18 protein-coding genes are annotated in these 23875 nt (G+C 38.2%); 3 read left to right on the forward strand and 15 right to left on the reverse strand.

Annotation, left to right across the window (positions count from 1 at the left end; genetic code table 11):
* Positions 1–2: 2 nt before the first annotated feature.
* Both CLV48_RS16265 and CLV48_RS16270 read right to left on the reverse strand, forming a co-directional pair.
* Positions 3–740 carry a hypothetical protein gene (locus tag CLV48_RS16265; RefSeq protein WP_106568345.1) on the reverse strand — a complete coding sequence of 246 codons (738 nt, stop codon included), beginning with the start codon at positions 738–740 and terminating at the stop codon, positions 3–5.
* Between the two features lie 30 nt (positions 741–770).
* Positions 771–2120, reverse strand: a complete 1350-nt coding sequence (locus tag CLV48_RS16270; protein ID WP_245889587.1) for an MptA/MptB family glycosyltransferase — start codon at positions 2118–2120, stop codon at positions 771–773.
* 110 nt (positions 2121–2230) lie between these two features.
* Between CLV48_RS16270 and CLV48_RS16275 the strand changes: the two genes are divergently transcribed.
* Entirely contained in the window at positions 2231–3799 is a 1569-nt protein-coding gene (locus CLV48_RS16275; RefSeq protein WP_106568346.1) for a WG repeat-containing protein, read from the forward strand.
* Positions 3800–4076: 277 nt separating this feature from the next.
* Here CLV48_RS16275 and CLV48_RS16280 read toward each other — a convergent pair whose 3' ends face one another.
* From CLV48_RS16280 to CLV48_RS16290, 3 genes are all read right to left on the reverse strand, one after another.
* On the reverse strand, positions 4077–6935 hold the full coding sequence (locus CLV48_RS16280; protein WP_106568347.1) for a PD-(D/E)XK nuclease family protein: 2859 nt from the start codon (positions 6933–6935) through the stop codon (positions 4077–4079).
* A gap of 115 nt (positions 6936–7050) precedes the next feature.
* Positions 7051–9345, reverse strand: coding sequence for a translocation and assembly module lipoprotein TamL (gene tamL, locus CLV48_RS16285; RefSeq protein ID WP_106568348.1), 2295 nt, complete (start codon positions 9343–9345; stop codon positions 7051–7053).
* Positions 9346–14367, reverse strand: a complete 5022-nt coding sequence (locus CLV48_RS16290; RefSeq protein WP_245889588.1) for a translocation/assembly module TamB domain-containing protein — start codon at positions 14365–14367, stop codon at positions 9346–9348. It abuts the gene before it with no gap.
* Positions 14368–14641: 274 nt separating this feature from the next.
* Here CLV48_RS16290 and CLV48_RS16295 point away from each other — a divergent pair, with 274 nt between their 5' ends.
* The gene (locus tag CLV48_RS16295) at positions 14642–15091 is read left to right on the forward strand and encodes a GNAT family N-acetyltransferase (RefSeq protein ID WP_106568349.1); all 450 of its coding nucleotides are present in this window, start codon (positions 14642–14644) and stop codon (positions 15089–15091) included.
* 81 nt (positions 15092–15172) lie between these two features.
* On the opposite strand, the gene CLV48_RS16300 is transcribed toward CLV48_RS16295, so the two are convergent.
* The 9 genes from CLV48_RS16300 to CLV48_RS16335 all read right to left on the reverse strand — a co-directional run bounded on the left by CLV48_RS16300 (position 15173) and on the right by CLV48_RS16335 (position 21719).
* On the reverse strand, positions 15173–15943 hold the full coding sequence (locus CLV48_RS16300) for an XRE family transcriptional regulator (RefSeq protein ID WP_010610396.1): 771 nt from the start codon (positions 15941–15943) through the stop codon (positions 15173–15175).
* Between the two features lie 9 nt (positions 15944–15952).
* Complete coding sequence (locus tag CLV48_RS16305) at positions 15953–16210, reverse strand: hypothetical protein (RefSeq protein WP_010610397.1); 258 nt, start codon at positions 16208–16210, stop codon at positions 15953–15955.
* Between the two features lie 148 nt (positions 16211–16358).
* Positions 16359–17339, reverse strand: coding sequence for a hypothetical protein (locus CLV48_RS16310; protein ID WP_106568350.1), 981 nt, complete (start codon positions 17337–17339; stop codon positions 16359–16361).
* 60 nt (positions 17340–17399) lie between these two features.
* Positions 17400–17543, reverse strand: coding sequence for a hypothetical protein (locus tag CLV48_RS20585; RefSeq protein WP_170069042.1), 144 nt, complete (start codon positions 17541–17543; stop codon positions 17400–17402).
* Between the two features lies 1 nt (position 17544).
* Positions 17545–17907: a DUF2200 domain-containing protein gene (locus tag CLV48_RS16315; protein ID WP_106568351.1), complete on the reverse strand. Its 363-nt coding sequence runs from the start codon at positions 17905–17907 to the stop codon at positions 17545–17547.
* Positions 17908–17992: 85 nt separating this feature from the next.
* On the reverse strand, positions 17993–18292 hold the full coding sequence (locus tag CLV48_RS16320; RefSeq protein WP_010610400.1) for an AtuA-related protein: 300 nt from the start codon (positions 18290–18292) through the stop codon (positions 17993–17995).
* 3 nt (positions 18293–18295) lie between these two features.
* Positions 18296–19627: an acyclic terpene utilization AtuA family protein gene (locus CLV48_RS16325; RefSeq protein ID WP_106568352.1), complete on the reverse strand. Its 1332-nt coding sequence runs from the start codon at positions 19625–19627 to the stop codon at positions 18296–18298.
* 3 nt (positions 19628–19630) lie between these two features.
* A complete protein-coding gene (locus CLV48_RS16330) occupies positions 19631–20911 on the reverse strand; it encodes a CitMHS family transporter (RefSeq protein ID WP_010610402.1) in 1281 nt (426 codons plus the stop codon).
* A 469-nt stretch (positions 20912–21380) separates the two neighbouring features.
* The gene (locus tag CLV48_RS16335) at positions 21381–21719 is read right to left on the reverse strand and encodes an avidin-fold protein (RefSeq protein ID WP_106568371.1); all 339 of its coding nucleotides are present in this window, start codon (positions 21717–21719) and stop codon (positions 21381–21383) included.
* Positions 21720–22009: 290 nt separating this feature from the next.
* Here CLV48_RS16335 and CLV48_RS16340 point away from each other — a divergent pair, with 290 nt between their 5' ends.
* Entirely contained in the window at positions 22010–22501 is a 492-nt protein-coding gene (locus CLV48_RS16340) for a DUF4168 domain-containing protein (protein ID WP_106568353.1), read from the forward strand.
* Positions 22502–22810: 309 nt separating this feature from the next.
* Here CLV48_RS16340 and CLV48_RS16345 read toward each other — a convergent pair whose 3' ends face one another.
* A complete protein-coding gene (locus tag CLV48_RS16345) occupies positions 22811–23584 on the reverse strand; it encodes a hypothetical protein (RefSeq protein ID WP_106568354.1) in 774 nt (257 codons plus the stop codon).
* Between the last annotated feature and the right edge of the window lie 291 nt (positions 23585–23875).

Raw genomic sequence — 23875 nt, forward strand, 5'->3', positions numbered from 1 at the left:
AATCACCTATAGACCTTATAAAGTCCATAGCCATAACTGGCTCTTTTGTACAAATGGTTCCCAAGGGAATCTACCCTGTAGCTTTCTCTTCTTGCAGGCAATAAGACACCGCTGCTCTTATCCCAGCCCAAATTATATACCAAGCTAAAATGATCCGATGTTTTCACTTTGTAGGCTACCAATTCAAAAGTATTTGGATCAAAAAAATACCACCAGATATCCGTATTAGGATCTTTTGGATCCCCATCTATCACCTTAATGCTCTCTACAACCACTCCACCGGATAGCTCTGATTTCCCTTCATAACTCAAGTACTTTTTATCATCCAATAGATCAAATGGCTTAGTCATGACATAGAATGCAGCATCCATTTCCCTTTTTTTTGCCTGAAGAAAGCCTTGATTTTGGATTTCATTGCTTCCCATCCAATATTGGGTTTTTATACCATCAAATATGACCCTGTGCTGAATACTGTCTTTTTCCCAAGACATTTTGGCTTCAAAGTAAGGTTTAAGTCTAAATTCATTTTCCTGACGGACATAAGATTCAGCGTCCCCATTCTCTTCAAACATCCAGATATCTCTTACCATGGAAATGGATTGGATATTTTCCCAATTTTCCGTCCCTCCATGGAATGCTATGGATTTATTTATTATTTCCACAGACTTCCTGTCCTGATTAGAGCAGGAATAGTGGAATATTATAAACAATGTTGCAAGCAAGAACTTATATCTTTTCATTATGATTTCTGATATTTTGGAGCAAATATACTAAGCCCGCAAATGAATCAAACCACTTTTTAAATGAAGGGACTTTTTCAGGTAGTTAATAATAAAACCAAAAACAATGACATATTGAGAAATCAAAAAGTACCATTTTTCTTCAACTTCAACTCCATCATAAGCCCCATAAGACAAAAATACAAAGGCTGACCAGACCAAAAAGACCCTGTTCTTGGTTAATATACTCAGCCCAAAAGCAGGAATGATATACCAAGGATGTACTACTGTCTGCAAAAGTAGATAAATTAGGTAAATCCAAACCATTCCATTGGCCAAGTCCATTCCATTGTCCAGCCTATAAAAAAAACTTAGGAACAAAATCAGAAATAAAGCAAACAAATTGAGAAATGGACCTACATATACGATGGGATTGTAATCCATGAAAAAACCTGAAATCCATCTAATCAGGTAATATACGGAAGCATTGAATTCAAAACTGGATTGATACAATCTGAAACTCTGCCAGAAATTGAGATAGGATTCTCTGTAAAGTAATATTCCCAGGGTTATGAATAGTAAAAATGCAGCATAACCAATAAACAATTTAAGCTGCTTCATTTGATAAAACCTCCTCATAATATATGCACCAAACATCAGGGGACTGAGCTTGATGCCCACTGCTGCGGCCCAGGTTACCAGGGCAAACTTCTTTTTCCCTTGTTCATGTAAATACAGTGTAGCCAATAAGCAAGCAAGTACAATCCCTTCAAAATGAAGATTTGCCGTCAGCTCCATGATTACCAATGGATTAAGTATGTATAACAATACTTTGTATTCAGACAAATTCCATTTTTTGACTAATTGGTGAAGAAAAAGTAAATTCAATAATTCAAAGCCGATCAAAATCAAACGAAGAACAAAAATATTCCAAAATAGTGACTCTCCTGAAAAGGCTGCGATTCCAAAAATCAATTGATGCAATGGGGGATAGATAGAGAAATAAGTGGATGAATTCATATTTGCCACAAGATCCTGCAGAAATTCATTTGATTCTTCCACATGAAAAGATAGCCAATCCTTAGGGAGCATTAGGTAGGGGTTATATCCTTTCAACAGTAAATGTCCATCAAATAAAAACCGGTAAAAATCATCGGATAAGGTTGGAATCGCAAAGAGTAAAAAAAACCTGGCAACAATACCTACCACAATCCCTATTTTAAGTGAAAAATCACCTTTCCTGGCCATTTTGACCAACCATAAATACGCGCCGAAGGCTAAGACATAGGCAACCAGATTGAAATAAAAATCCTCCCTTGGAAAAACATAAGCCATCAAGCCAATCGCCAAAAAGAAGGCTGTAATTACAATAAATTGCTTCAAGTCGAATTTTTGTTTCACAGGTTGTTTTTTATAAAATTCCATTCAGACCTCAATATTAAAATAAAATGTATTCGCTCCTTGAATTACGTTGACAATCCCTTTATTTTAGGCCGTAATTAGAAAAATATATGAAGTGTACCAGGTGTTGGGGAGCTGTTTTGATTACAGCATTGATATTATCGAATTGTCCAGAATCATTATCACAGACTTACGAGGTCTATGATCAAAACCTAAAATTAAAATCGAGGCTTGAATTTGATCAGATTGCTGTTTTGAGTGAATCTGTCAGAATCAGTACAGCGAATAATGAGGTTAAATTACTGAGCCGGGAATACAAACCATTTATCAACCTCCAGGCAGAGAAAGTTGAATTTTATGATCAACCTTGGCTAATTGTAAGAGGGAATAATGGACTGGGGGCTTTCCATGAGTACGGTGAAAACATTCTACCTACGGACTATGATGAAATCCAAACCTTTTTCACTCGCTTATTGGCAAAAAAAGGAAATCAATATTGGGTCTATGACCATTCAACAAAGGAAACCACATTTATTGGTTCATTTGAAAAAGCTATTTTGGCTACCAATGGTCAGGTTATTGCAAAAAATAGTCAAGGTTACTTATTACCCCTTTCAAAAAACCCCGATAAAGTATTTGAAGATCTCCGTCAAATCAACGAGAACTTTATAATCTCCAAGGAATCTTCTGGTTTCGGAATGATCAATAGGGAAGGTGAATATGTTCTTCAGCCTGTAATTGATCATATTGTTCATTTGGAAGATGATTATTTCTATGCTTTTGATGGCAACCAATACATGCTGATAAGGGGAAGGGAAGGAAAAGCCAATATTTCCTATTCTTCCTACCATAAGATTACATTGGAGGACGGAGTGCTATTGGAATATATTCATGGAAGATTGAGGAGAGTCATGAAGAATGATGGAATCCTCCTAGATCAAGTGGGTATGGAGAAAGTCAATAACATCGGGGACAAATATTATAATGTACTGATGCGAGATAGAAAAATAGGACTTCTGGGACCAAATGGATGGGAAGTTCATCCTGTGGATGGGGTAGACAAAATACTTCCTGGAAATGAAGGAATATATGGTGCCATGAAATCAGGAAAATACGGTTTCATTGATAAGTCAGGCAAATGGCTCATTCCTGCGCAATTTGATCAAGTCAAAAAATTCAATGAAGGGCTAGCGGCATACCAGCTCAATGGACAATGGGGTATTTTGGATAAGTGGGGTAACATTATCGTCCCTGCACAATTCAGTCAAATCTCTGAGTTTCGTAGAGGATTGGCCATTGTAAGGACCGGTGAAAAGCAGAATATTGTGGATAGGACTGGAAAGTTACTAATTGAAAAATCCTATGACCGAATTTCCCTAGGAGCAGATAATTATTTCATTTCTGAAAACAATACCCTTTTTGGTTTGATTGCTCCCGATGGAAAAGAAATTATTGAACCAAAATTCCAGGAAATTAGAAGAGAAGAGCTCAATAAAATCTTAGTAAGGTTTGGAGATAAATATGGAATAATGGATGAAAATGGAGATTACCTTCTTCCAATTTATTACAAAAACATTGTTTTTGATCAAGGCTCAAGACAAATTCTTGCAGAGGATGAATACCAGTTTATGCAGGTTATAGAAGAAATCCCAGGGAAAAGAAAAAGAACGGGAAAATAAAAAACGGGATGCAACCTGACAGGTCCATTCATTAATATAGGTAAAAATTCGGATTTTTATTTTTAACGTTGTCTCATAAACTGAAGCTTTAAACCATCTTGATCCTGCTGTGCAGACAGTAGTAAAAAATTGAACAGGTGGAATATCATTCCTCCGAAGTGCTACTATGTTTCCTTATTGGCTCAAAAAAGTGCAGAAATCAAATTTTAACTAAACAATTGAATTTGATTTGGCTTTAAATTATTCTATACTTGGTTTGATGCTTTGCGATTAATTTTCACCTTCCACAGATCTCTTTAAATGTACAGTTTTTACACTTTTCAAGGTCATCTGTCTGATTGAAAGGGATAGATGCATCAAATAAATCAATAAATAGTTCATTTAATTGCTGTTCATATTCATCCTGATAGTCCCTGTAATCATTCACCTCTAGCCCACTCTTTTCTTTTCCCTTATCCTGTAAATAAGGATTAAAATCCTCTTTGAAAATCTCTTTAAAATTGATAATTGCGGGTTTTAAGGGTTGCTCATTATCAGGAAACATAGACTGATAAAGCAAACCGTAATATAAGGTCTGCATAGCAGCCTTGTTCCTCTTTTTGACACTTCTGTCAAAAAGTGAACTTATATCTCCAAAATCCTTTTTATCAGCACCAGATTTGTAATCAATTAATCTGATTACTCCTGATTTTTGATCCACCCTGTCAATGACCCCTTTCAGAGCTACATTAAAATCTCCATGGGCAGATTTTACCCGGAAAACTGATGCATGTTCCTTTTCCATGGCCAATATTTGGAATGGCGCTGCTGCTTCATCTATTTCCAAAAGCCTAACTATGTATTTATGAAGAACATCTCTTACTATTGCAATTTGTCCATTTAACATGCTTTCTTTGTCCTCCTCCAGTTTATAAAATTTGCGCACGCCTTTCTCGATTGAGGGATGCACCCAATTTCTTTTTAAATCCTCGAAATCATCTTTCTCAAGGATTTTGCGCCCTTTCCTTTCAATAAATCCTTTATACAAAAATTCCATACTATAATGGGCAATATTCCCAAAAACAGCAGCATCAACTTCCTCATTTACAATTTCTTTCTCATTGATCCCTGCCACATATCTCAAGTAAAATTTAAGCCTGCAGTCCAGAAATACATTAAGCGCTGAGGGTGAAAAATAAGTTTGGCTAAATCCATTTTCATCCACTTTATACTGGTCCAATCGCCCCATGATTTCATCATTCTTATGTATAATGATCTCAGTAGTGTTTTTCAGGCCAATCGGAACAAAAACTATCTTTTCTTCTGAGTCCAGATCCATCTCTACATTCATTTGATGGATATACCTGCTTTTTTCTCCAGACTTGCCCTGATCTGATGTAGAAGTATAAATCAGGTGAACTTCCTCAGCACTATGTAACAACCTGTAGAATGTATAGGCATAAATTGCATCGTTCTGCTCCTGGACAGGCATTCCAAATGCCTTACGGATATTGAAAGGAATCATTGAATTCATCCCACCTGAAGGGGGGAAACTTCCTTCATTCATATTACAGATGATCAACCTTCTGAAATCAAGATTTCTTGATTCAAGTACCCCCATAATCTGTAACCCCTCTAATGGTTCTCCCTCAAATGGCAGTTTTACCTCTCTGAAAACCTGTCTGAAAATGCGGATCAAAAACTCAAGATTCAAAGGCTGATTTGCCTGCTTTTCCAAAATTTCGCCCAATCGGTTAAGTTGTTTGAAACATTGAAACAAATAAGAAAGCTGCAATGGATCATCTTCCAACTTAGAGGCCAGTGACTGGATCAAAGTAGAAAGATAGCTGAACAAATCGGAAGGGTTAAGCTTTAAAAAAACCAATTGAAAGAATTCTCCACCTTCATGAAGTTTTTCCATTGGTACATGTATTAATTTATGAACTTGCATCTGAACCAAAAAGTCCTTAACAAAGTTGGGATTAGCGGATTTGAGGTATATTGAAGAAAGTAAGTTTTTAACCTGTTGGTGATAAAAATAAACAACTCCTTGTTCCACTTTTATAAACTTTTGGATCTCAAGCACAGCTTCTAAAAAAGCATATACAGGAGCATTCCGGATGGGATACCCCATTGTTACATTTACTTTGGAAATGGATGGTGGAAGTGTATGTAATACTGGGAAAAGCATTTGCTCATCAGGCAATATTACAACAGTCTCTTCCCAATTTTCTTCTCCTCCGGCTTCTTCCAGGATTGAGCCAACCAAATTGGCCTGATTGCTTTTCAAAGGCGTGGCGTAGAATTGGATTTTGGCTTTCCTAGTACGGATATGCTGAGGGATGTCTTTAGGAAATGTTGGACCAAAAACCTTATCATTTTGATAATCCCTAAAAAATAAGCCTGCTTCCTGGTTCTTATCCTCTAAATAATAAGCATCAACATCCCAATAGATTCCTGCATCAAATTCTGAAATGAAATGTTTAATCAGTTTTTCTTCTGCTCCTGTAAATGCATTGAAGCCTATAAAAAGAAATTTTTTTTCAGGTCTGCTTATTTGGTCAAGCGAGGCCACCACCTTTCTGTAAATTTTCCCTGAATAAGCCAGACCGGACACTTCCAAGGCCGCATGAAAACTTTGATAAAGAGGGCCCAAAATTTGCCAGAATTTTAAGAATTTCTCCTGGTGCTTTTTATCCTGCTTTTGAAAAGACTGCCAAAATTGACGGATCAAATCAATTTGAGAATCTGTCAAAAAACTAAGATCAGACTCTAATTCTTTTGTTTCAGATAGGTGATGGTACAGTTTGGATGCATCTACCAAGAACTGATCCAAATCATTGAAGTCCTTCAGGATCATTTCTCCCCAAAAATAAAACTTATCAAAGCTCTCCGCGTCTGCATTTAGGCTTTGGTAAGCCTTATACAACTCAAAAATCAAAGTAAGGTTATCAGCTGGTCTTTGACCTGCAAATTGGTAAAAAACTTCCTCAATTGTCTTTACCTCAGGCATCCAAATGGGTCCATTGATCAAAGTACCTAAATGCTGGGTAATAAATAAACCTGCTCTTCTATTCGGCAAAACAATTACCAAATCCTCCATAGAGGAATGCTGCTCCAATATTTCCTTTGCGGTATTTTTTAAAAAACTGTGCATGAAATAGCCTATTTTATAGTTTATTGCCTAGCCCTCAATGGATGCAATAAACTTTCCTATGAGTTGAAAAGCAAATCTCTGATAAAAGTTTGAAGGGAATTGTCTGAATAAATTTCTAGAACGGATACCCAATGGCAAAATTGAATACAAGATTATCTCTTCTCCAATCCCTGTTGCCCAGCCATATACGATCCTGCCAGGGACCTGTTTCCAAAAGCCAAGGTCTCCGTAAGGGAATTGCTGTGTCCAACCTGATTACAAAAAGCTGAATATCTAACCTTAGACCAAATCCTCCTCCTACGGCCAATTCTTCGGCCCAACTATTGGTGAATTTACCCCCAGGAAGCGCATCGTTTTCTTTGTATAACCAAACATTACCTGCATCCACAAAAAATGCCCCTTTTAAATATTTATTAAAAGGAAACCTATATTCAAGGTTACCTTCCAATCTTATATCACCGGCCTGATCAAAAAAACCTCCCATATTGGTATCCTGAGGCATAAATGTACCTGGACCTAATGCTCTGATTCTAAATGCCCTTACACTTCTAGGGCCTCCGGCAAAGTATTGTTTGACAAATGGAAGAGAAAGTGAATTGCCAACAGGAACACCTAATCCTGCAAAAATCCGGCTCACCAAAACATTTTCCGCAGAGAATTTTTTATAATACCTTAAGTCAATATCCCCTTTGAGATATTGGGCAAACTCCAATCCAAATATGGATCCGGGGTTTTCAGATCCTATCAACGCATTAAGACCTCTAAAAAGATTACCTGCAAAATCTACAGTAGCTCCAATAAATATGGCGTTTTTTCGATCAGGGTCAGCTAACTGATTATAGTTAAAAGTATAATTCATCCCAGAAATAAACTGTTGCTCAAAACTTCTTCTGAGGAATGGGTTCGCATTCAATATTTCTTCAAATCTCGGCGAAGTCCTTGCCAAATTGACAATACTTAAGCTGATAGGATTGAATTCATGGTAAACAAATCTGTTGACATTCCAAAAATACCCAAATGAGGTGTTATAGGAATAGAGCAGGTACAAATCAGTCCTGTTCTGGTATTCATATCCTGCACTGATTCTTGTTTTAGGAATGGAATACCTAAACCGGTTCATTACAGGTACAGGAAACAGGACTCTAGGAAAAACAAGGCTACCTGTCAGCCCCATTTCAATGGATTGCAGCGCTTCCCTATCTCCCGAAGCTAACTGAACTTCATATCCAAATTTTCCAGTCAAATTGAATATTTCCCCTCCCCTAAAGAGATTCCTATTTTGGTAACCTAAAAGCAGAGCAGGCCCCACAAAACTGTTGGATTTTGTCAAACCTTGAATTTCTGCTCTTACTGAACGCTTATTTAGAGGGGACAAATAAATATTGGCCTTTAATGGATAAGTTCCATCTTCTCTCAAAACAGTATCTGATACATCATAAGAAATATTGACATATCTGAAATTACCAATATTTGAAAGCCTGTTGGAGGTGGTCCTAGAAATTTCCGGATTGAATTTCGAACCCTCCCTGAATAAGATGTATTTTTGTAACAGTTCCGGTTTGAATATTTCAGGCTTTTGAATGAACTCAATCCCACTAACGCTTACTGTATCCCCATCCCCATTGTCGAGGTGTACATTGTAATCCGGAAAAACATAGATATGCTCTATGCTATAGGGAAAGGTTGCTTTGATTGGTGTGTTTGATTTAAGGCGCAGATATAAATCGAATTTTCTATCTTCATAATGGTTGGTATCTGCTTCAAAAATCAATAAATCAGGGTTAAAATTGTAATAACCTCTTGCTTTTAAGTCACGGTCAATCCTTTCCCTTTCTTTCTTCAATTCATCCAAATCCAATCGGGAACCTTTTTTCATAATAGTCCTACCCATCAGCATTTGAATTTCCTGATTTATGGGTAGAGAGTCCCCCCCTAAAATTTGATACGTTTCAAGAATATAAGGATCCGAAATCCGGACCTGATATTCAAGATTTGCAAATTTTCCTTTTTCGGTGATTTGGTAAATGGAAGAGGAAAAGTAAAACCCTTTATTTTCAAGTCTATTCAGAAGAATATTGGAAGTTCTTTCCGGTTGGATCTGACCCAAATACACAGGTTTCTCCCCAAATTTTTTGCTCAAAAACTTATTGATAAAACCTGGCTTTTCTTTCTGTCCTTTATAATAAGCCCAAAGACCAAACCTCATTCCAAGTAATTTACTGTTAGGCAAAGGCCTGAGTAGTTTTTCCAGATCTGTTTGGATTTCCTCACTTTCTTTTTTTGACAAATCAGATTCCAGTTGAATTGTTGATCCTGTATAAAGCTGTTCTCCTTCTGGAATAAACTTTTTAACACTACATGAAAAAATCAGTAATGGAAAAAAAAGCCCTATGTATTTTTTGATCCTCATTTAATTCCCACCATTTTCATTAACAGATTCTTTATTTTCTTCTTTGGCTGGAATTGCTTCCAGTTTGCGTAATGGAATAAACAATTCCCTGAAAGCATTGAACTCTTTATTGAAAATGAAACTTATACCTGTTACAATCAACTGGCCATCAATGATGGATTCGAACTGATTTCTCCTGTAGGCTTTGGCCCGCCATTGCCCCCTCGTGTCGAGTAGATACTCAATACTCACATCTCCAAATAAGGCATCCCCCTGATTGACATTCTGGTTACCGCCATCCATATCCATCTGGCCTCCTACAGAAATAACAAGCCTGTCATCCATCAAGGATTGGCGTGCCGCAACATTCAATTGGGTCCTATCCTGTGGATCACCTGATTGAAAATCTGTATAAGAATCCAGATCCATTGCAAGACTAAAGCCAGTCTTTCCAAAAATCTTATCCGATAAGGCATTTAACTGTGAAGATAACACCTGGCTGACACTGGATCTTGCAAGATTGACCGAGCCCCCTGTTGAACCATCATTACCGGCCATTGGAAAAAACTGGTTCAAAACCAATAAAGAAAACACCTGCTTGGTAAGTTCATCTTCCTTATCATTTACCTGCTGCAACATGCTGTACACAGTGCCGCCAAAGGCTCCCCGATCTTGTTCCGGCATATCCAATTCAAATGAAATCTCAGGTTGAATAATCTCCCCACCTACCTTCAAAAAAACCTTGAAAGGCAAAACCTGACGGAACTGCCCCCTGCTTTCATTATCAATGCCACTGATCTGGGCCTGCATTAATTCAGCTGCTGAAGTTCTCACATTGTAGATGGCTACCAAATTCAAATTCGCATCCAATGGATCCCCATTCCAGGAAACAAAACTTCCTTCGGAAATCTCAAAACGTCTATTGACAAGGCCAAAAAGGTTTAACTCATAGTGCCCACTGCTTACTTCATACCGTCCAGAAAGGGAAATATTGCCATTTGGGTCCATCAACATATTGAGGTCCGCCTCTCCTTGAAGCCTCAAGTTATCATTTGTCCTTTCATCGACTATCAGGTTAAAAACCGTCTGAGGATCTACTTTCAGATTGGCTTTCAAATCATAACCTGTAAGTCCTTGAGTAGTCATTTCTCCTTCCCTCTGATACATAATATCATATGGATCCTTTTGATTTACAAAGATGACAACTCCAGTCCTTTCAATCATTTCCAATTGACCTTCAGGAACAATAAAAGTAACATTTGTCCCTCTGTTGACTTTTAGCCTTAGATCTATTTCCGGAAGTTCCAAGGTACCTTTAATGGTCATTCCCAAGTCCACATTGGCTTTTCCAAAAAACAGATCATTATCAGCCCTTGTGGAATTCAAAACGGTAAAATCTTTTGAATTTAGGTTCAAATCAAATCCTATATCGGAAAAAGAAGAAGTTAATAATTTCCCGTCAATTAAGAATTCATGTTGGTCCCCATCCCGAATGGTAAACCTGTTAAATGTTAATCCTGAATTGTCTATTTCAATGAACTCTTTGTTCATAAAAAATCTGTTATTCAATTGGGAAATCAAAAATGAAGCCTCATTAAAAACAAGGTTGCCCTCATACACTGGTTCCTGAACAGTCCCTTTCAAATCAATTTTACCAGAAATAAATCCTTTCCCTTCCCTGACTTCCCCTCCAGTAAACTTATCCAATATAGCCATTTCCAAGGAATTCAAGGCCAAGCTCATATCCAAAACTGAAGAAGTGGAATCTGCATAAAATTTACCTTTAAGGTCAAGGTCTACCATACCTTCTTTAATGGCAAGAAGGAAATTATACCGCTGCAAGGTTTCGGCTTCTGCGTTTAATAGAAGGTTGCCTAAAGGAATATCCAACGCTTGTACTCCATCAATTCTTAAATCCGCCATTAAACCTAATGCACCAAAAGGATTGATCAAAACCAATTCCCCATTTGCTTTTCCCTCGAGCAGAGATTCACCCGGATTTAGGAATTCAAAAAATGTATTAAGCTCAAATTCCCTCATGACCACGCCAGCATGTTCCTGTTCAATCCCTGATATCTGATTACTGAAACTGATACTTTGGCCATTTCTGTAAAATGAAAAATCATCAAATGCTAATAATTCAGGTGCAAAAACCAGTCTGTTGCTGTCAGGTATTTCCCAAGGTTTTCTGTTAAATATCAGTCCTTCCGGTATAATACTGTAAATCAAGGAATCACTTTCAATCACAAGTAAGGACTTCACATCCATTAAAACACCCTCCTCATCTTTTGAAAAGAAATCCAGATTTACTTGAGATTGTTTGAATTTACCGGAAACAAAGGTTTCTCCCATTTTCAAAGGATCGATTTGAATACCCTTAAAACCGGTATCAAATTCAAGAGACTCAGAATTCCCTTTAACTTGAATATAAAAACCATCAAGTTCTGCTTGGTTATATTGAGCCAAAGGTAGAGTGAGAAATGCCTCTAGCGCCCTCATTTTAGAATCAAAACCAAATTCAAGCCTCAGGGTGTCCATATCCTCTAAACCTGTTACCAACAATTGATCTATAAATGGCGTAGGATGAAAGCTAAACTTCCCATTAGCCTCAATGCTTTCATTGACCATTGCGCTATCTTCTCGATCCAATTGAAAGTGATAATCAAAATAATCCAGAATAGATGCCACAAAATCATCTAGAGATGCATTAGCCCTGAAGTCTCCCCAAAAAAAATCTGATTGAATACTCATCTCTGTAAGGAAATCAGCTAACCTCCCTTTTATTTGAAATTTCCCTAATGGATAGGGTTTCTTCTGGTACAATAGCACCGCATCTTCAAGATCAACACTCGCCCTCAGGTCATTTAATACCCCGTTAACTTTACCAAAAACCATCATTTTAGCCTGAATATCCTGTTTGGTAAATCCAAGGTCATATGTTTGAAGATTTTTTAAATCCAGCGAAAAATCCAAAGCAGGATTTAAACTATCCAAGCTGGCATTGGCATGAAAAACGAAATCCAAAAATTCATTATCCAATTCTACATTGGCATTTACCATAGTGTCTTTCGCCGTAAGCAATACTTCCAGGGCACAAAAATCCAAACCTTTCCAGCTTAACTGTTCAAAAGTAAGGGCCATCTTACCTAATAAATCGTACGGACTGGATCCCTTGCCTTCTATCAAAGTATGCATTGTGACAGGCTGGAGTTCCTCCACTTCTAGGATTTTTCCTAAATCAAGTTGACTTAAGCTCAGCTCCGTCAGTACTTCATAAACTCCGGTATTGGAAAACTCGATCTTAGAATAGATATCCCCATCTGTGCTTATAAACTTCAAATCAGCTACTATATTATTTATGGATCCTCTTGTATTGAAGTCAATGACGAAAGAATCCGGCAAACTCAAATCAAAATCCTTAATAAATGGCTTTAGATCTGATTTTTTACTGGCAAACCGGAACTGTGGAACATCAAATTGAAGGCGATCGGAAGTCAAAATGTCTGAAAAGACTGCTTTCTCAAATTCAACACGGGTTTGTTGACCGTATTTCAACTGAAATTGGGGGATTTGAAGTCGGTTTATACTTCCCTCAACCTTGCCTTTGAGTGAGATACCTTTACGCATCAGTTCAACAAAATATTGATCTTTTTTAAGTTCAGGCTGAAAATATAAAGCCTCAGAGGCATTGGTCTGAAAGGTAATGAGGTTTAATTCAAGGTTTGAATTTTCAGGATTTTGAATCAAGTCATTCAAGTCCAAAAAAGAAAGTGCCAAGTTAGTTTCCAACAAGGTATGTGGGGTCTGAGCTTGAAAATTTTTAATGCTCAATCTGTTTTCCTCTAATTCAAAAGAGCCTTTAAGGCTCTCAAGTTCCAAACCACTCTTCTCTTTAATATTGATCTGATCAAGTACAATTTTTAACTTGTTCTCATAGAGTGATAGGGCATGAGCTGAAAAATTTAAATATTCAATTTCCAAAACATCTGGATTAAAAACCCCAACCTTGGATTCCTGTCCGTCAGCTGAAAAAAATACTCGGTTATTAACAAGATCGATATTGCCTACTTCTATCCACCAATCTGGAAATTCAAATTGAGAAGGTGGGGATTCTTGGTTTTCATGATCAACATTGGCAGCCTCAAATGCAGTCATTTCTACCTCAATATTGGCATCTTTAAGGCTCATATACTTCATTAGGATCTTTTGTGCATCAAGATCTGCCTCAGGCAAACTCAATCGGAAATCACTCCATTGTATCTTAGCTTTGATCCCATCTGGCAGGGATTGATATGCCCAATCTGTACCTTCTATATTTAATTGGTCCAATACCAATAATGGTAAAGGGCCTTCTCTAACCGGATCTTCCTCTGGAGGAAGAAGATCCTTATATTGAAAATAATCAATCTTTGAGTTTTTGATATCCAGATTTGCAATGTCAAAATCCATTGCATTTAAATCAATGGAATTAGTTTTTAAACTAAGGCTTTCCCAAGCTGCCTTTGTCCTGATTCCTAAAATCTGATCATCATAATAAAAGGCAAAATCATTCAGTTCAATAGGTCCTAATCTGATATTAGGCAGAGGTGATTTCTCCACTGCCGGTTCTGGGATTTTATCCTCTTCACCAACAAATGCTTGAATTAAAAAATCATAATTAAAAACACCATTTACACTATCCCTTTTGACATTAGCTTTTAGGCCTTCCCATTTTACTTTACTGACTTCAATGCCATTTCCCATAATCAATGATTTCAGGGAAAGTCCAGTTTCCAAAGATTGGGAATAAATCAGTGTATCCCCTTTTTGATCCTCCAAGTACAACCCTTTGACAAAAAGATTGCCTTTGAAAGTGAAAAATAGTTTTTCAATTTGTATTTCTGTTTGTGCTTTGCGGGAAAGTATATTAACGGACTTTTTAACAATAATATCCTGACCCCAGGGACTTCTGAAAAACAAGAAAACCCCCATCACCAACAGAAAGAAGACTGCAAGCGTAATTCCCGATATTTTGAAAAATTTGATGATAAATTGTTTGATCACCTTGATCTATAAATAATTGAATAAAATCAAATATACAGTTTATCCAGCTTATCTGCCCAATTTGGGCCCCACAATATCAAGGATTGATTCCAAATTCCATTAGGATTGGTTTTTAACTTTCTAAATGCCAGTAAAATACAAAAGCCTATTTTTTTTCAATTGGCCAAGTGAAAAATGATCTCATTTTATTATTTAAAACTTTTTGCTTCTTATGTGGAGATTTTGATTTTTTTTGCTCATTTTGAAGTGACTTAAACCAAATAGCTAATACATCATGGATTACATCATTAGGCCTTGTGAAGAAAAAGACTTACCCGAGCTCGTCAACCTGTGTGCGGCCCATGCCGCCTATGAAAAATCCGAATATTCTCCCGAAGGGAAATTAGCAGGATTAAAGGAAGCTATCTTCGGCTCTCCTAAAAGGTTGAATGTTTGGATAGTAGAGGTTAACGGAAAGGCTGAAGGGTTTACCTCTTTTACTTTTGATTTTTCCACCTGGGATGCGTCCCCATTCCTGTACATGGATTGCCTTTACCTTAATGAATCTGTAAGAAGTATGGGTATAGGAGCTGATATTATGGAAAGGATCAGGAAAGTTGCCAGGGAAAACAATTGCTTCAACATCCAATGGCAAACCCCTGAATTCAATGCCCGTGCGATCAAGTTTTATGTAGGGCTAGGCAGTACAGGGAAACAAAAAATGCGGTTTTTCTTAAAACCTTAACTGCAAATAAAACCAGCCATAAAACTTTGGGGAAGCGATAAAATTCATTCTTTAGGAGCTTGGTTGGAGAGCTAACTATAATTAAGATTTAAGCTTTCTGATTTCCTCCTTCAATTCCAAAATCATCTGAGAAATCTCATCCAGCGTAGCTGGTTGGGATTTGTCTTTTGGATGTGGAAAATCCGTACTGATAAATGCCTTGGCCTCCCAAACTTCCAGTACCTCCTCCCCCTTGACCTCATAGGGTCTGTACTGCTCATTGTCAGACACCAAAAAGAGTTTACCGTTTTCCTCTAAATAATTGAAAACCCTTTTGTAAACCACTCCTTCAGTAGCAGTAACGAGCACATAAGTTTTCCCGCTTTTTATTCCGTCCAACTGTTCTACATAGGCACCGATTACCACCGTACCGGGCACTAAAGGCAGCATACTGTCCCCACTCAGTTCAAAAGCCCTATAGGTGGCCTGTTGGGAAAGGTTTGGAAGCTGAAATTGGGGCAAAGACTCCATGTATTCCCGATCTGCAAAACCATTGAGGTATCCGGCAGAAGCCTTCTGCCCCACCATGGTGATGTTTTCCCTATCATCTTTATCCACAGCAATGGTCAGGATTTTGATATCCTTCTTTTGGATGGCCTTTCTTCCCAATGCCTCTATGTCATGGTAAAGCAGTTCCTCCAAACTGATCTGAAACAAGTCGCATAATACCGAAAGTCCTGATAACTTGGGCTCCGACCTACCATCTTCATATGCAGAAATCATGGTCCTTTGAAGTCCCAACTTTTCAGCAAGTTCCGCTTGGGTCATTTGTCTTTGGTTCCTTAAGAACCTGATATTTTTAGAGAGTACCATGGCTAAATTTTATGCGGAAAAAAGATAGAAATTATGATCATCTTTTACAGGATTATTCAAAGAAAATGAATTCAACCCAGATAAAGACATCCTCCTCTGTTGCATTCTTTCCTGAATTTCAGCAATGATCTCCCCTATGGGTTTGGGTTCATTGGTCAGAAGATAACCATACATAGGCTTTTTGACATCTTCTATAAAAAATTTCACCTGAATATTTCCTGAGGGAAGGGCTTTTTGGGTAAGGCTGATTTTGTGTGCTGCTTTCATATCCTAGATGTTTACAGCAACTAATATAAAAAGTTATTTTAAATAACACTAATGTGTTAATAAAATTAACCTTATTGTGTCACAAAATGTCTCATTTTAGCTTTCAACCTAAGTAGAGATTTGATTTTTTAAAGTTAAAGGGTTTATATCAGGGCCTTTCCCGATTGTAATAATACAACACCGGAACTATAGCATTACTGAACTCGCTTAGGGTATAATACCCTTTGTTTTGATCGAAACAAATGGCTTCTCCTTGAGGCTCAGTGGGGTTGTAAGGCGCCAATTTGGGGACTTTCTTAAACATATCCACTATATTTTCACCCTCCAATCTCTCCCAGTGCATGATAAAGTCATTGGTTTTGATCAACATCTCTTTGCCATCCAAAGAAATACTACCTCCCACGGCTCTGGTAAATGGAAATTCGCCAACCCTTATGGCTTCCATGGGCGTCTCAGTATCCTGAGGGTAAGGCAATACATAAATGATAGAGAAAAAGTCTCTCTTGGTTACCAAAAATAAATCCTTGGTCCAAGGGTCTAATAATAATGTTTCTACATCATGTCTTAAACCATCTGGATATCTAAATGTGATGGTTTTAATATCTTGGTTATTGATGGGTGTCTTTTTCCCCCTATGGTCTTCATTGAAAACAGGTTCTTTGAATCTATAAATTTTATAGTCTCTGTATACGCGGTTATTGTCACCCACTTCTCCTAGATAAATATAATTGGCCCCTGCTTCAGGTCCGGGACCGATTTCTATATCCTCCCAATCCCGGTTAAAAATGCCCGTTAACTCATAACTTGCCACTGTTTCCCCAGTAGCAACATCCAAAAGAAAGATCTCATTGGAATTGCCCCTGTCTTCATGAGACCAAAGGTAGCCTTGATTAGCGGTACTGATCACTATTCCTGAAGCTTCAATCAAATCTGATTCTCCTCTGGCATCTGCCATTTCGGGAAACTTATCAGAACCTGTCAATCCCAAGGGTGCACTGTACTCCAATTCAAAAGGTTCATGGGATTCCCAAAAATCCACATTGGGTTCGACATGATCATTTCCTTTATCACACCCAAGAAGGAAGGAAACTATCAATAAGGTACAGCAAGTTTTGAATACGTCCATCATTAGTATAAAAATACAATAAGTCGGTCACAATGACCGACTTATTGCTGAATTTAAATTTGATTAATCTGCTCCCAATGCTCCAAAGAAAGTCGAAGGAAGCGGTGTAACATAAGTTTTTCCATTAACTACATATTCACTGAAAATCGGGCTGAAATCAGTGGTTCCCCCCGTAAGTGCCGGGCTATTGGGCTGTAGTTTGAACACGTCAAACCCTTAAAATTTTTTCCATCTTCCTCCCTTTGGCCAATTCATCTACCAATTTGTCCAAATACCTTACTTTTTGGGTCAATGGATTACTTATTTCTTCAATCCGATAACCACAGATGACTCCTGTGATCATATGGGCATTGGGATTCAACTTGGCCTGATCAAAAAAATCCTGGAAAGTTACCTTTTCATCAATAAGCCTTTGTAATGCTTGGTCATTGAAACCTGTCAACCAAGAAATCACAGTATGCAATTCCTCTTTTGTCCTGCCTTTTCTTTCCACTTTGCTGACATAATGGGGATATACAGAAGCAAAAGTCATTTTGGCCATTCGCTCGTCGTGTTCTGGTGTGGTTTGCATCGGTTCCTGCTTTTTGAATAGTCTAAAGGTCGATATTTTCACCTTGGTCTGCAAATTCCATGATAACAATGACCTGAGACAAAATTCAGATTGGCATTTCCAACAAAAAGGCACTTAAGGATTTTCCATGTTTATCAATTTGGGTTGAACTGGTCACCCCTCCCCCTAATGCCTCATATAACACAAAATTCAAAGCGCCCAGCTGGGGAAGTTCATAGCGCTTAACTTCTCCCTTCACTACCTTTCCCAACCAATCTTTTACCCGATCAGCAGTCACCTTTTCCTGAATGAGTGAATAGTTGCTTTTTTCAAATACGATCAAAGAAATATTGCTGATGTTTCCTTTGTCTCCGGTTCGGGCATGTGCAATTTCGTAAAGTTTCATCCCTTAAGTATTTAAGTATTCCACATGGATATTGACAGCTGACTTGGGTAACAGCACAGAAGCTACCGAGATTACCTCCTCTACCTGCTGGCTTACCCCACCTCCCCCATAAGGCCCATTGGTATAAAGCGTTTCCACTTCCTGGCCAATATGTCTGGCCATTTCAAATGTATCTGCTTTTGCACAAACCCTTAATCTTACTTCCTCCAAGCCTTCAGGTTCTGTTTCCATTGGACTAATGGAATTCAAACCTAAGATATCCATCCTTACTTCCTGAAGAGGTAATCTTTCCAGTCTTTTTTTGACTATTTCGCCAGCCAGCCTGGCCCTTGCTATACAATCATGCCCCCCATAGCTTATCTGCCCCTCTCCCACATATCCATTACTATACCCGACGCTTACTTTATAAGTATCCGTAGCTTTTTTTCCAGTGGCTTTACTAAAGCGCACACAGTTTTCTGCTATTGCTTCAAATTCTACTTTTGAAAAATCTGCAATACAATCCGGTGTCAGGTATTGAGCAGGGTCATGTATTTCATAAAGCAATTGCTCGGTACAAGTCGCTGTATTGATCAGTCCTCCCGTGCCTGTCACTTTGGATATCAATCCATCTCCACTCTCTTCTAATTCTGCAAAGGGAAATCCCAAATCCCAAAGGTCTGGGACGGCTTTTCTGTTCAAATCAGCAAAATAGCCACCTGATACCTGGCCGGCACATTCCAATAAATGACCGATCATGGTGCCCTTGCCGAGTTTTTCAAAATCATCCATTTTCCAGCCAAACTCAAAGATCATAGGTGCCAGAAATAAAGAAGGATCTGAGACCCTACCAGTAAGTATAATATCAGCGCCATTTTTCAAAGCCTCAACAATTCCCCCTACACCAATGTAGGCATTGGCTGAAATAATCTGAGGCCCAATAGTAGACAAGGGTTTACCCGTTTCCAGTATAGGCAGATGCAAGGAATGTCTAATGGTATCCAAAACATCATCCCCTAGTACAGCCGCTATTTTCAGTCCTTTAATTCCCATTTTCCGGGCAATTTCCTGGGTGACTTTCATCGCTTGAACCGGATTGGCTGCCCCCATATTACTGATGACTTTGGTCCGCTTTTCCTGTAGGATGGGAAGGATTGCACTCATCCTATATTCCAACAAGTGATTGTATCCTTTCTTCGGGTCGTTTTTCTTTTCTTTTTGGGCAAGGGCTATGGTACGTTCTGCCAAACATTCAAAGCCTATATAGTCTAAATTTCCTTCATTCAGCAATTTTAGCGCAGGTTCAAGCCGGTCTCCCCCATATCCCGCACCACCTCCGATTCTGATTTTTTTCATGAATTACAATGTTATAGCCCCTACTATAAAAGAAAATATAAGGATAATTAGGCTGACTAAAAAAGCATAGGGAATGGTTTTCCGCTGATGGCTTCCCAAATCAACCCCCGTCAAACCGATCAACAGAAAGGTAGCTCCAGTAAGTGGACTTACCGGAAACCCAGTGGTCATCTGGCCTACGATAGCTGCCCTGCCTATTTCGATAGGGTCACCTCCAAACTGGGCTGAGGTACTGGAAAGCACGGGTAAAATTCCAAAATAAAAAGAGTCAGGATCAAATAACAGACTTGCCGGCATGGCTGCCAGGCCAACTAAAGCTGGCAAATGATTCCCAAGCCACTCAGGAATATGCAGAACCGCTGCTGCTGCCATGGCGGCTATCATTCCGGAACCTTTCATGATTCCAATAAAGCAACCAGCTGCAAAGAGAATACTGACCATCAAGACTACTGCCTTGGCGTGGGCATTAATATGTTCCGCCTGTTCTTGGATGTTTGGGTAGTTAATAGTAATGGCCAGTGCAAAAGCAATCATGAAGATAATATGCGGGGCCGCGAGACCAGAGACTAAGGTGACAATGGCCAGCAGGATCATTAATATGTTGACCCAAAATAATTTTGGCCTTTCCCAGTCATGTCTGGTTTCAACATGCATTTCAGTGCTTGTAGTGGGCTGTTCTTCTTGCCGCTCCTTTTTACCTAGAAAAAAAGCGATCAATAAAACCGAAATCAGGCCCATGATCACCGGAAATAACATAGGGTTAAATAAAGTCGTCACAGGAACCTCCAAGGCAGAGGCTGCTCTTATGGTAGGACCTCCCCAAGGCAAAATATTCATGGTCCCCGCAGCTAAGGCCACAATGCAGGCCAAGGTGGATCTTTTCATTTTCAACTGATCATAGACAGGCAAAAATGCAGGAACAGCAATCAGAAAAGTACTGGCCCCGGATCCGTCCAATTGGGCTGTCATGGCCAAAATACCTGAACCTACTGCCACTCTTGCCGGGTCATTGCCTGCGATTTTCAAAATCCCTATAATGATAGGCCTGAAAGTGCCTGCATCTGCCAGAATCCCAAAAAAGAGAATGGCGAAAATAAACATCACCCCTATCGGGGCAATTGAAAGGATTCCATCAGTGATAAAATCAAAAATATCCAGGCGAAATCCGGCCAAAATAGCAGTAAGGATGGGTACGAGAATCATGGCAACAATGGGTGAGGCTTTTTTGGCCATAACCAAAAAAAGCAATACTCCTATCGTTATCAATCCTAGGAATGCCAACATATTTTTTGAACTTTAAACTATTATATCTCGTGAATGGACATGATATCTTTTTACTACGTCATTCTGATCCGCCACAGGCAGAGAAGAACCTCCCATAGTTTAGGAGATGCCCCGTAATGCTACGGGGCATTTCGACTCCGCAGGCTCTGCTACCAATGACAAATAGCTATTTCACGCAGCAATCGCGGCGACTTCGCTGCGCCCACTGCGTGAAACCTTTTACTATTTTATGATCTGTAAATGCAAAATTTTAAAATCTCAGCATGACGATTCAACAACAGTCATTACCCTTTCTGTACATTTTCCTAAATGTTAAAATCTCCGGGTGTCTGGATCAATTACCTATTATCAGGTATTCCTTTAGCAAACCACCCTCATAATGTACTTTTAACATAATGGTAAATGTAGCAATCCATAGCCAGAAATTGCAAGTTCTGGTGATAAAAAAATCTTAAGCGAATTTAGTTTTTCATTGTTCTTCAATAATTGAATTTCCTGAAGAACCGTCCCCAGATGTCCAATTCCATTCCTCATGTAATCTAATTTTTCCGTTGGGCAATACTTCAGGTGTAGAAACACAGGTACCCGTCATTATTTCTCCATTCTTATTTACTTGGTGGTAGCGCATATCGATCTTTCCTTCAGCGTTGACTATACCTATTAGATGCCCTTTGATGATGTTACCTCCTGAATATTCTGAAGTCAGAATATTTCCATCTTGCCTGTAAACAAACAAGGTTTCGCTGGATGTTTCACCATTCTCCGAATTTTGAATCGGTCTAAAGGTTTTGTTATTATAACTGATCATTGAATATTTTTTTCTATTTATTTCTCTGAAAGTCTCTTTGCCTTTCGAAGAGTCAATCCTGATCAAATTTAAACCAAAAAAGATTTAAATGCTTTTGACTACAACCCATCGGTTTATTGAGAAAAATCTTTAAAATGCTCTAAGCTTATATAATATTTAACTTTATCGACAATAAGTATAACAAAAATATAATAAATTGTTAATAAACTTTAAATTACTATCCAAAAACATGTTAATGGATTGATTTTTGTATTTTTACTATCTTATAATTAAACCTAACCAATAAAATTATGATTTATTCTAAATTAACTTCGAACATTTTTCTTCTATTCCTGACGTTATCTTTTTCTCTTAGCAGTGCTTTTGCGCAACAATTGCCTGGGCAAATGGAAGTGAAAGAAGATTTCTCAGATGAGGAATTAAAGGAATTTGTAAGAGTAAATGTAGCATTGATTCCCGTTCAAGAAAATGCCCAGGAAAAAATGGTGGAAGCCATTCAAAGCAGCGGTTTGACAATCGATAGATTCCAACAATTGGCTCAAGCACAGCAGGCAGGTAATTTAAGGGATGCTGTTGAAACTCCCGAAGAAGTGGCTCAATTCAATGATGCTGGACAAAAAGTAATGGCAACCCAAGAGAAAATGCAGGAGGAAATCCAAAAAGTGATTTCTGATAGTAAATTGTCGGAGCAGGAATTTCAAGAGATTTATGTGGCCTATTCACAAAGTGCCAAAGTAAAAGAAAAAGTAGATGAAATGATGGATAAGGAATTTAATCCATAATCCTTTAAAACCCACCTGCCAAACATTCAATTTGGCAGGTGAATTTTAATATTCAATGTCAAAAATGGTGCTGACCCTTTAAGCTATTGTTGTCCAGATCAGTATCATGAAACTTGATTTCCATTGAAATTTAGTGATTTTAGCTGTAGTTGTTTTTTATTATTCCGTTTTATTTTCTAAGCCATTTACAGAGGGGCATCCGATAATGTAATTAGGGTCTACCATTGATAATAGTCGTCATTGACCAAATTTATATCAGAATAGCTTTTGCCCAGACAACATAAAGCCAGATAAACCCTTTCCAACTTATTAGTTGGGGGAAAAAAGCATTTTTGCCAGACCATCCCAAGAAGGATGGAAAGGCATTTTGTGAAAAAGGAATACTCCTATCAATTGAAGGACCAGCACAGTAATTGTTGGCCACAAATCTAGCTTATGTTTATGATGATAAACCAACAAAGCGCCAAATATTAAAAATATGATTCCAAAGGTAAAATTTTCAGCAAATGCATTAAATTCCCAACCAAGTCCATAGTATAAATAACCAAGAAACCGGTCACCTGATGGACCCAAAATGGTCAGTGCAGCTGCGAGCATAAAAGTAGCATGAGCCTGAATTTTCTTTTTGAATAAAATTCCCAAAGTATAATATGTAAGAAGCCAGAAAAAATAAAGGCTACCGATAACTATAAAGTCAGCTGCTTTTGAATCCGCACTTGCGGCTTCAGGGTAATAATCGGGTGGAGCAACCACATCCCCAGCCAGAACCCGTAAATAACCATATCGCAGCACAAAGTAACCCACCAATAGAATGGTTGGCATAAGCACATAACTTAGTTTGCCCAAACTTCTGTGCCACTTGATTTTATGCAATTTGATCAGCCAGGGTTGAATAATGACGGTAGCCAACCATAGAACCATTAATGCCCCGTGAACATGAATGATTAAAGGTGCTTTAAGTGTTGAAAAATAGCTTGGATAGAAACCAACAAAAGTAATGGGAATAAGCAGCCAAAGTGCCCAAGCAATGTTGGGCAACAACACTTTGTCGATATAACCCTGACTAGCTTGTCCTCTGCTCATTGGTATATTCTCATCAGTTCATAGTAGCTTAATTAAATCCCTGTCAAAAGTCTATTAATTGCTACCAATAATTTCATTTCAACAATCAATGGCGCAGGCAATGAAAAATTCTTTGATATTTGACTTGCTTACCTCCTGATTATTTGAAATTTAAAGAATTTAATTCAAGTTATTTTTAAAAATCAATTTTAATTTCAATCGGGTCAGGCAAGGGAATTGCACCCTCACCTTCCCACAGAACCGTGCGTGAGACTCTCACCTCACACGGCTCTTCATACCAATAACCACTAA

Origin of the sequence: Cecembia rubra (assembly GCF_003014575.1) — a bacterium.
Classification (GTDB): Bacteria; Bacteroidota; Bacteroidia; order Cytophagales; family Cyclobacteriaceae; genus Cecembia_A; species Cecembia_A rubra.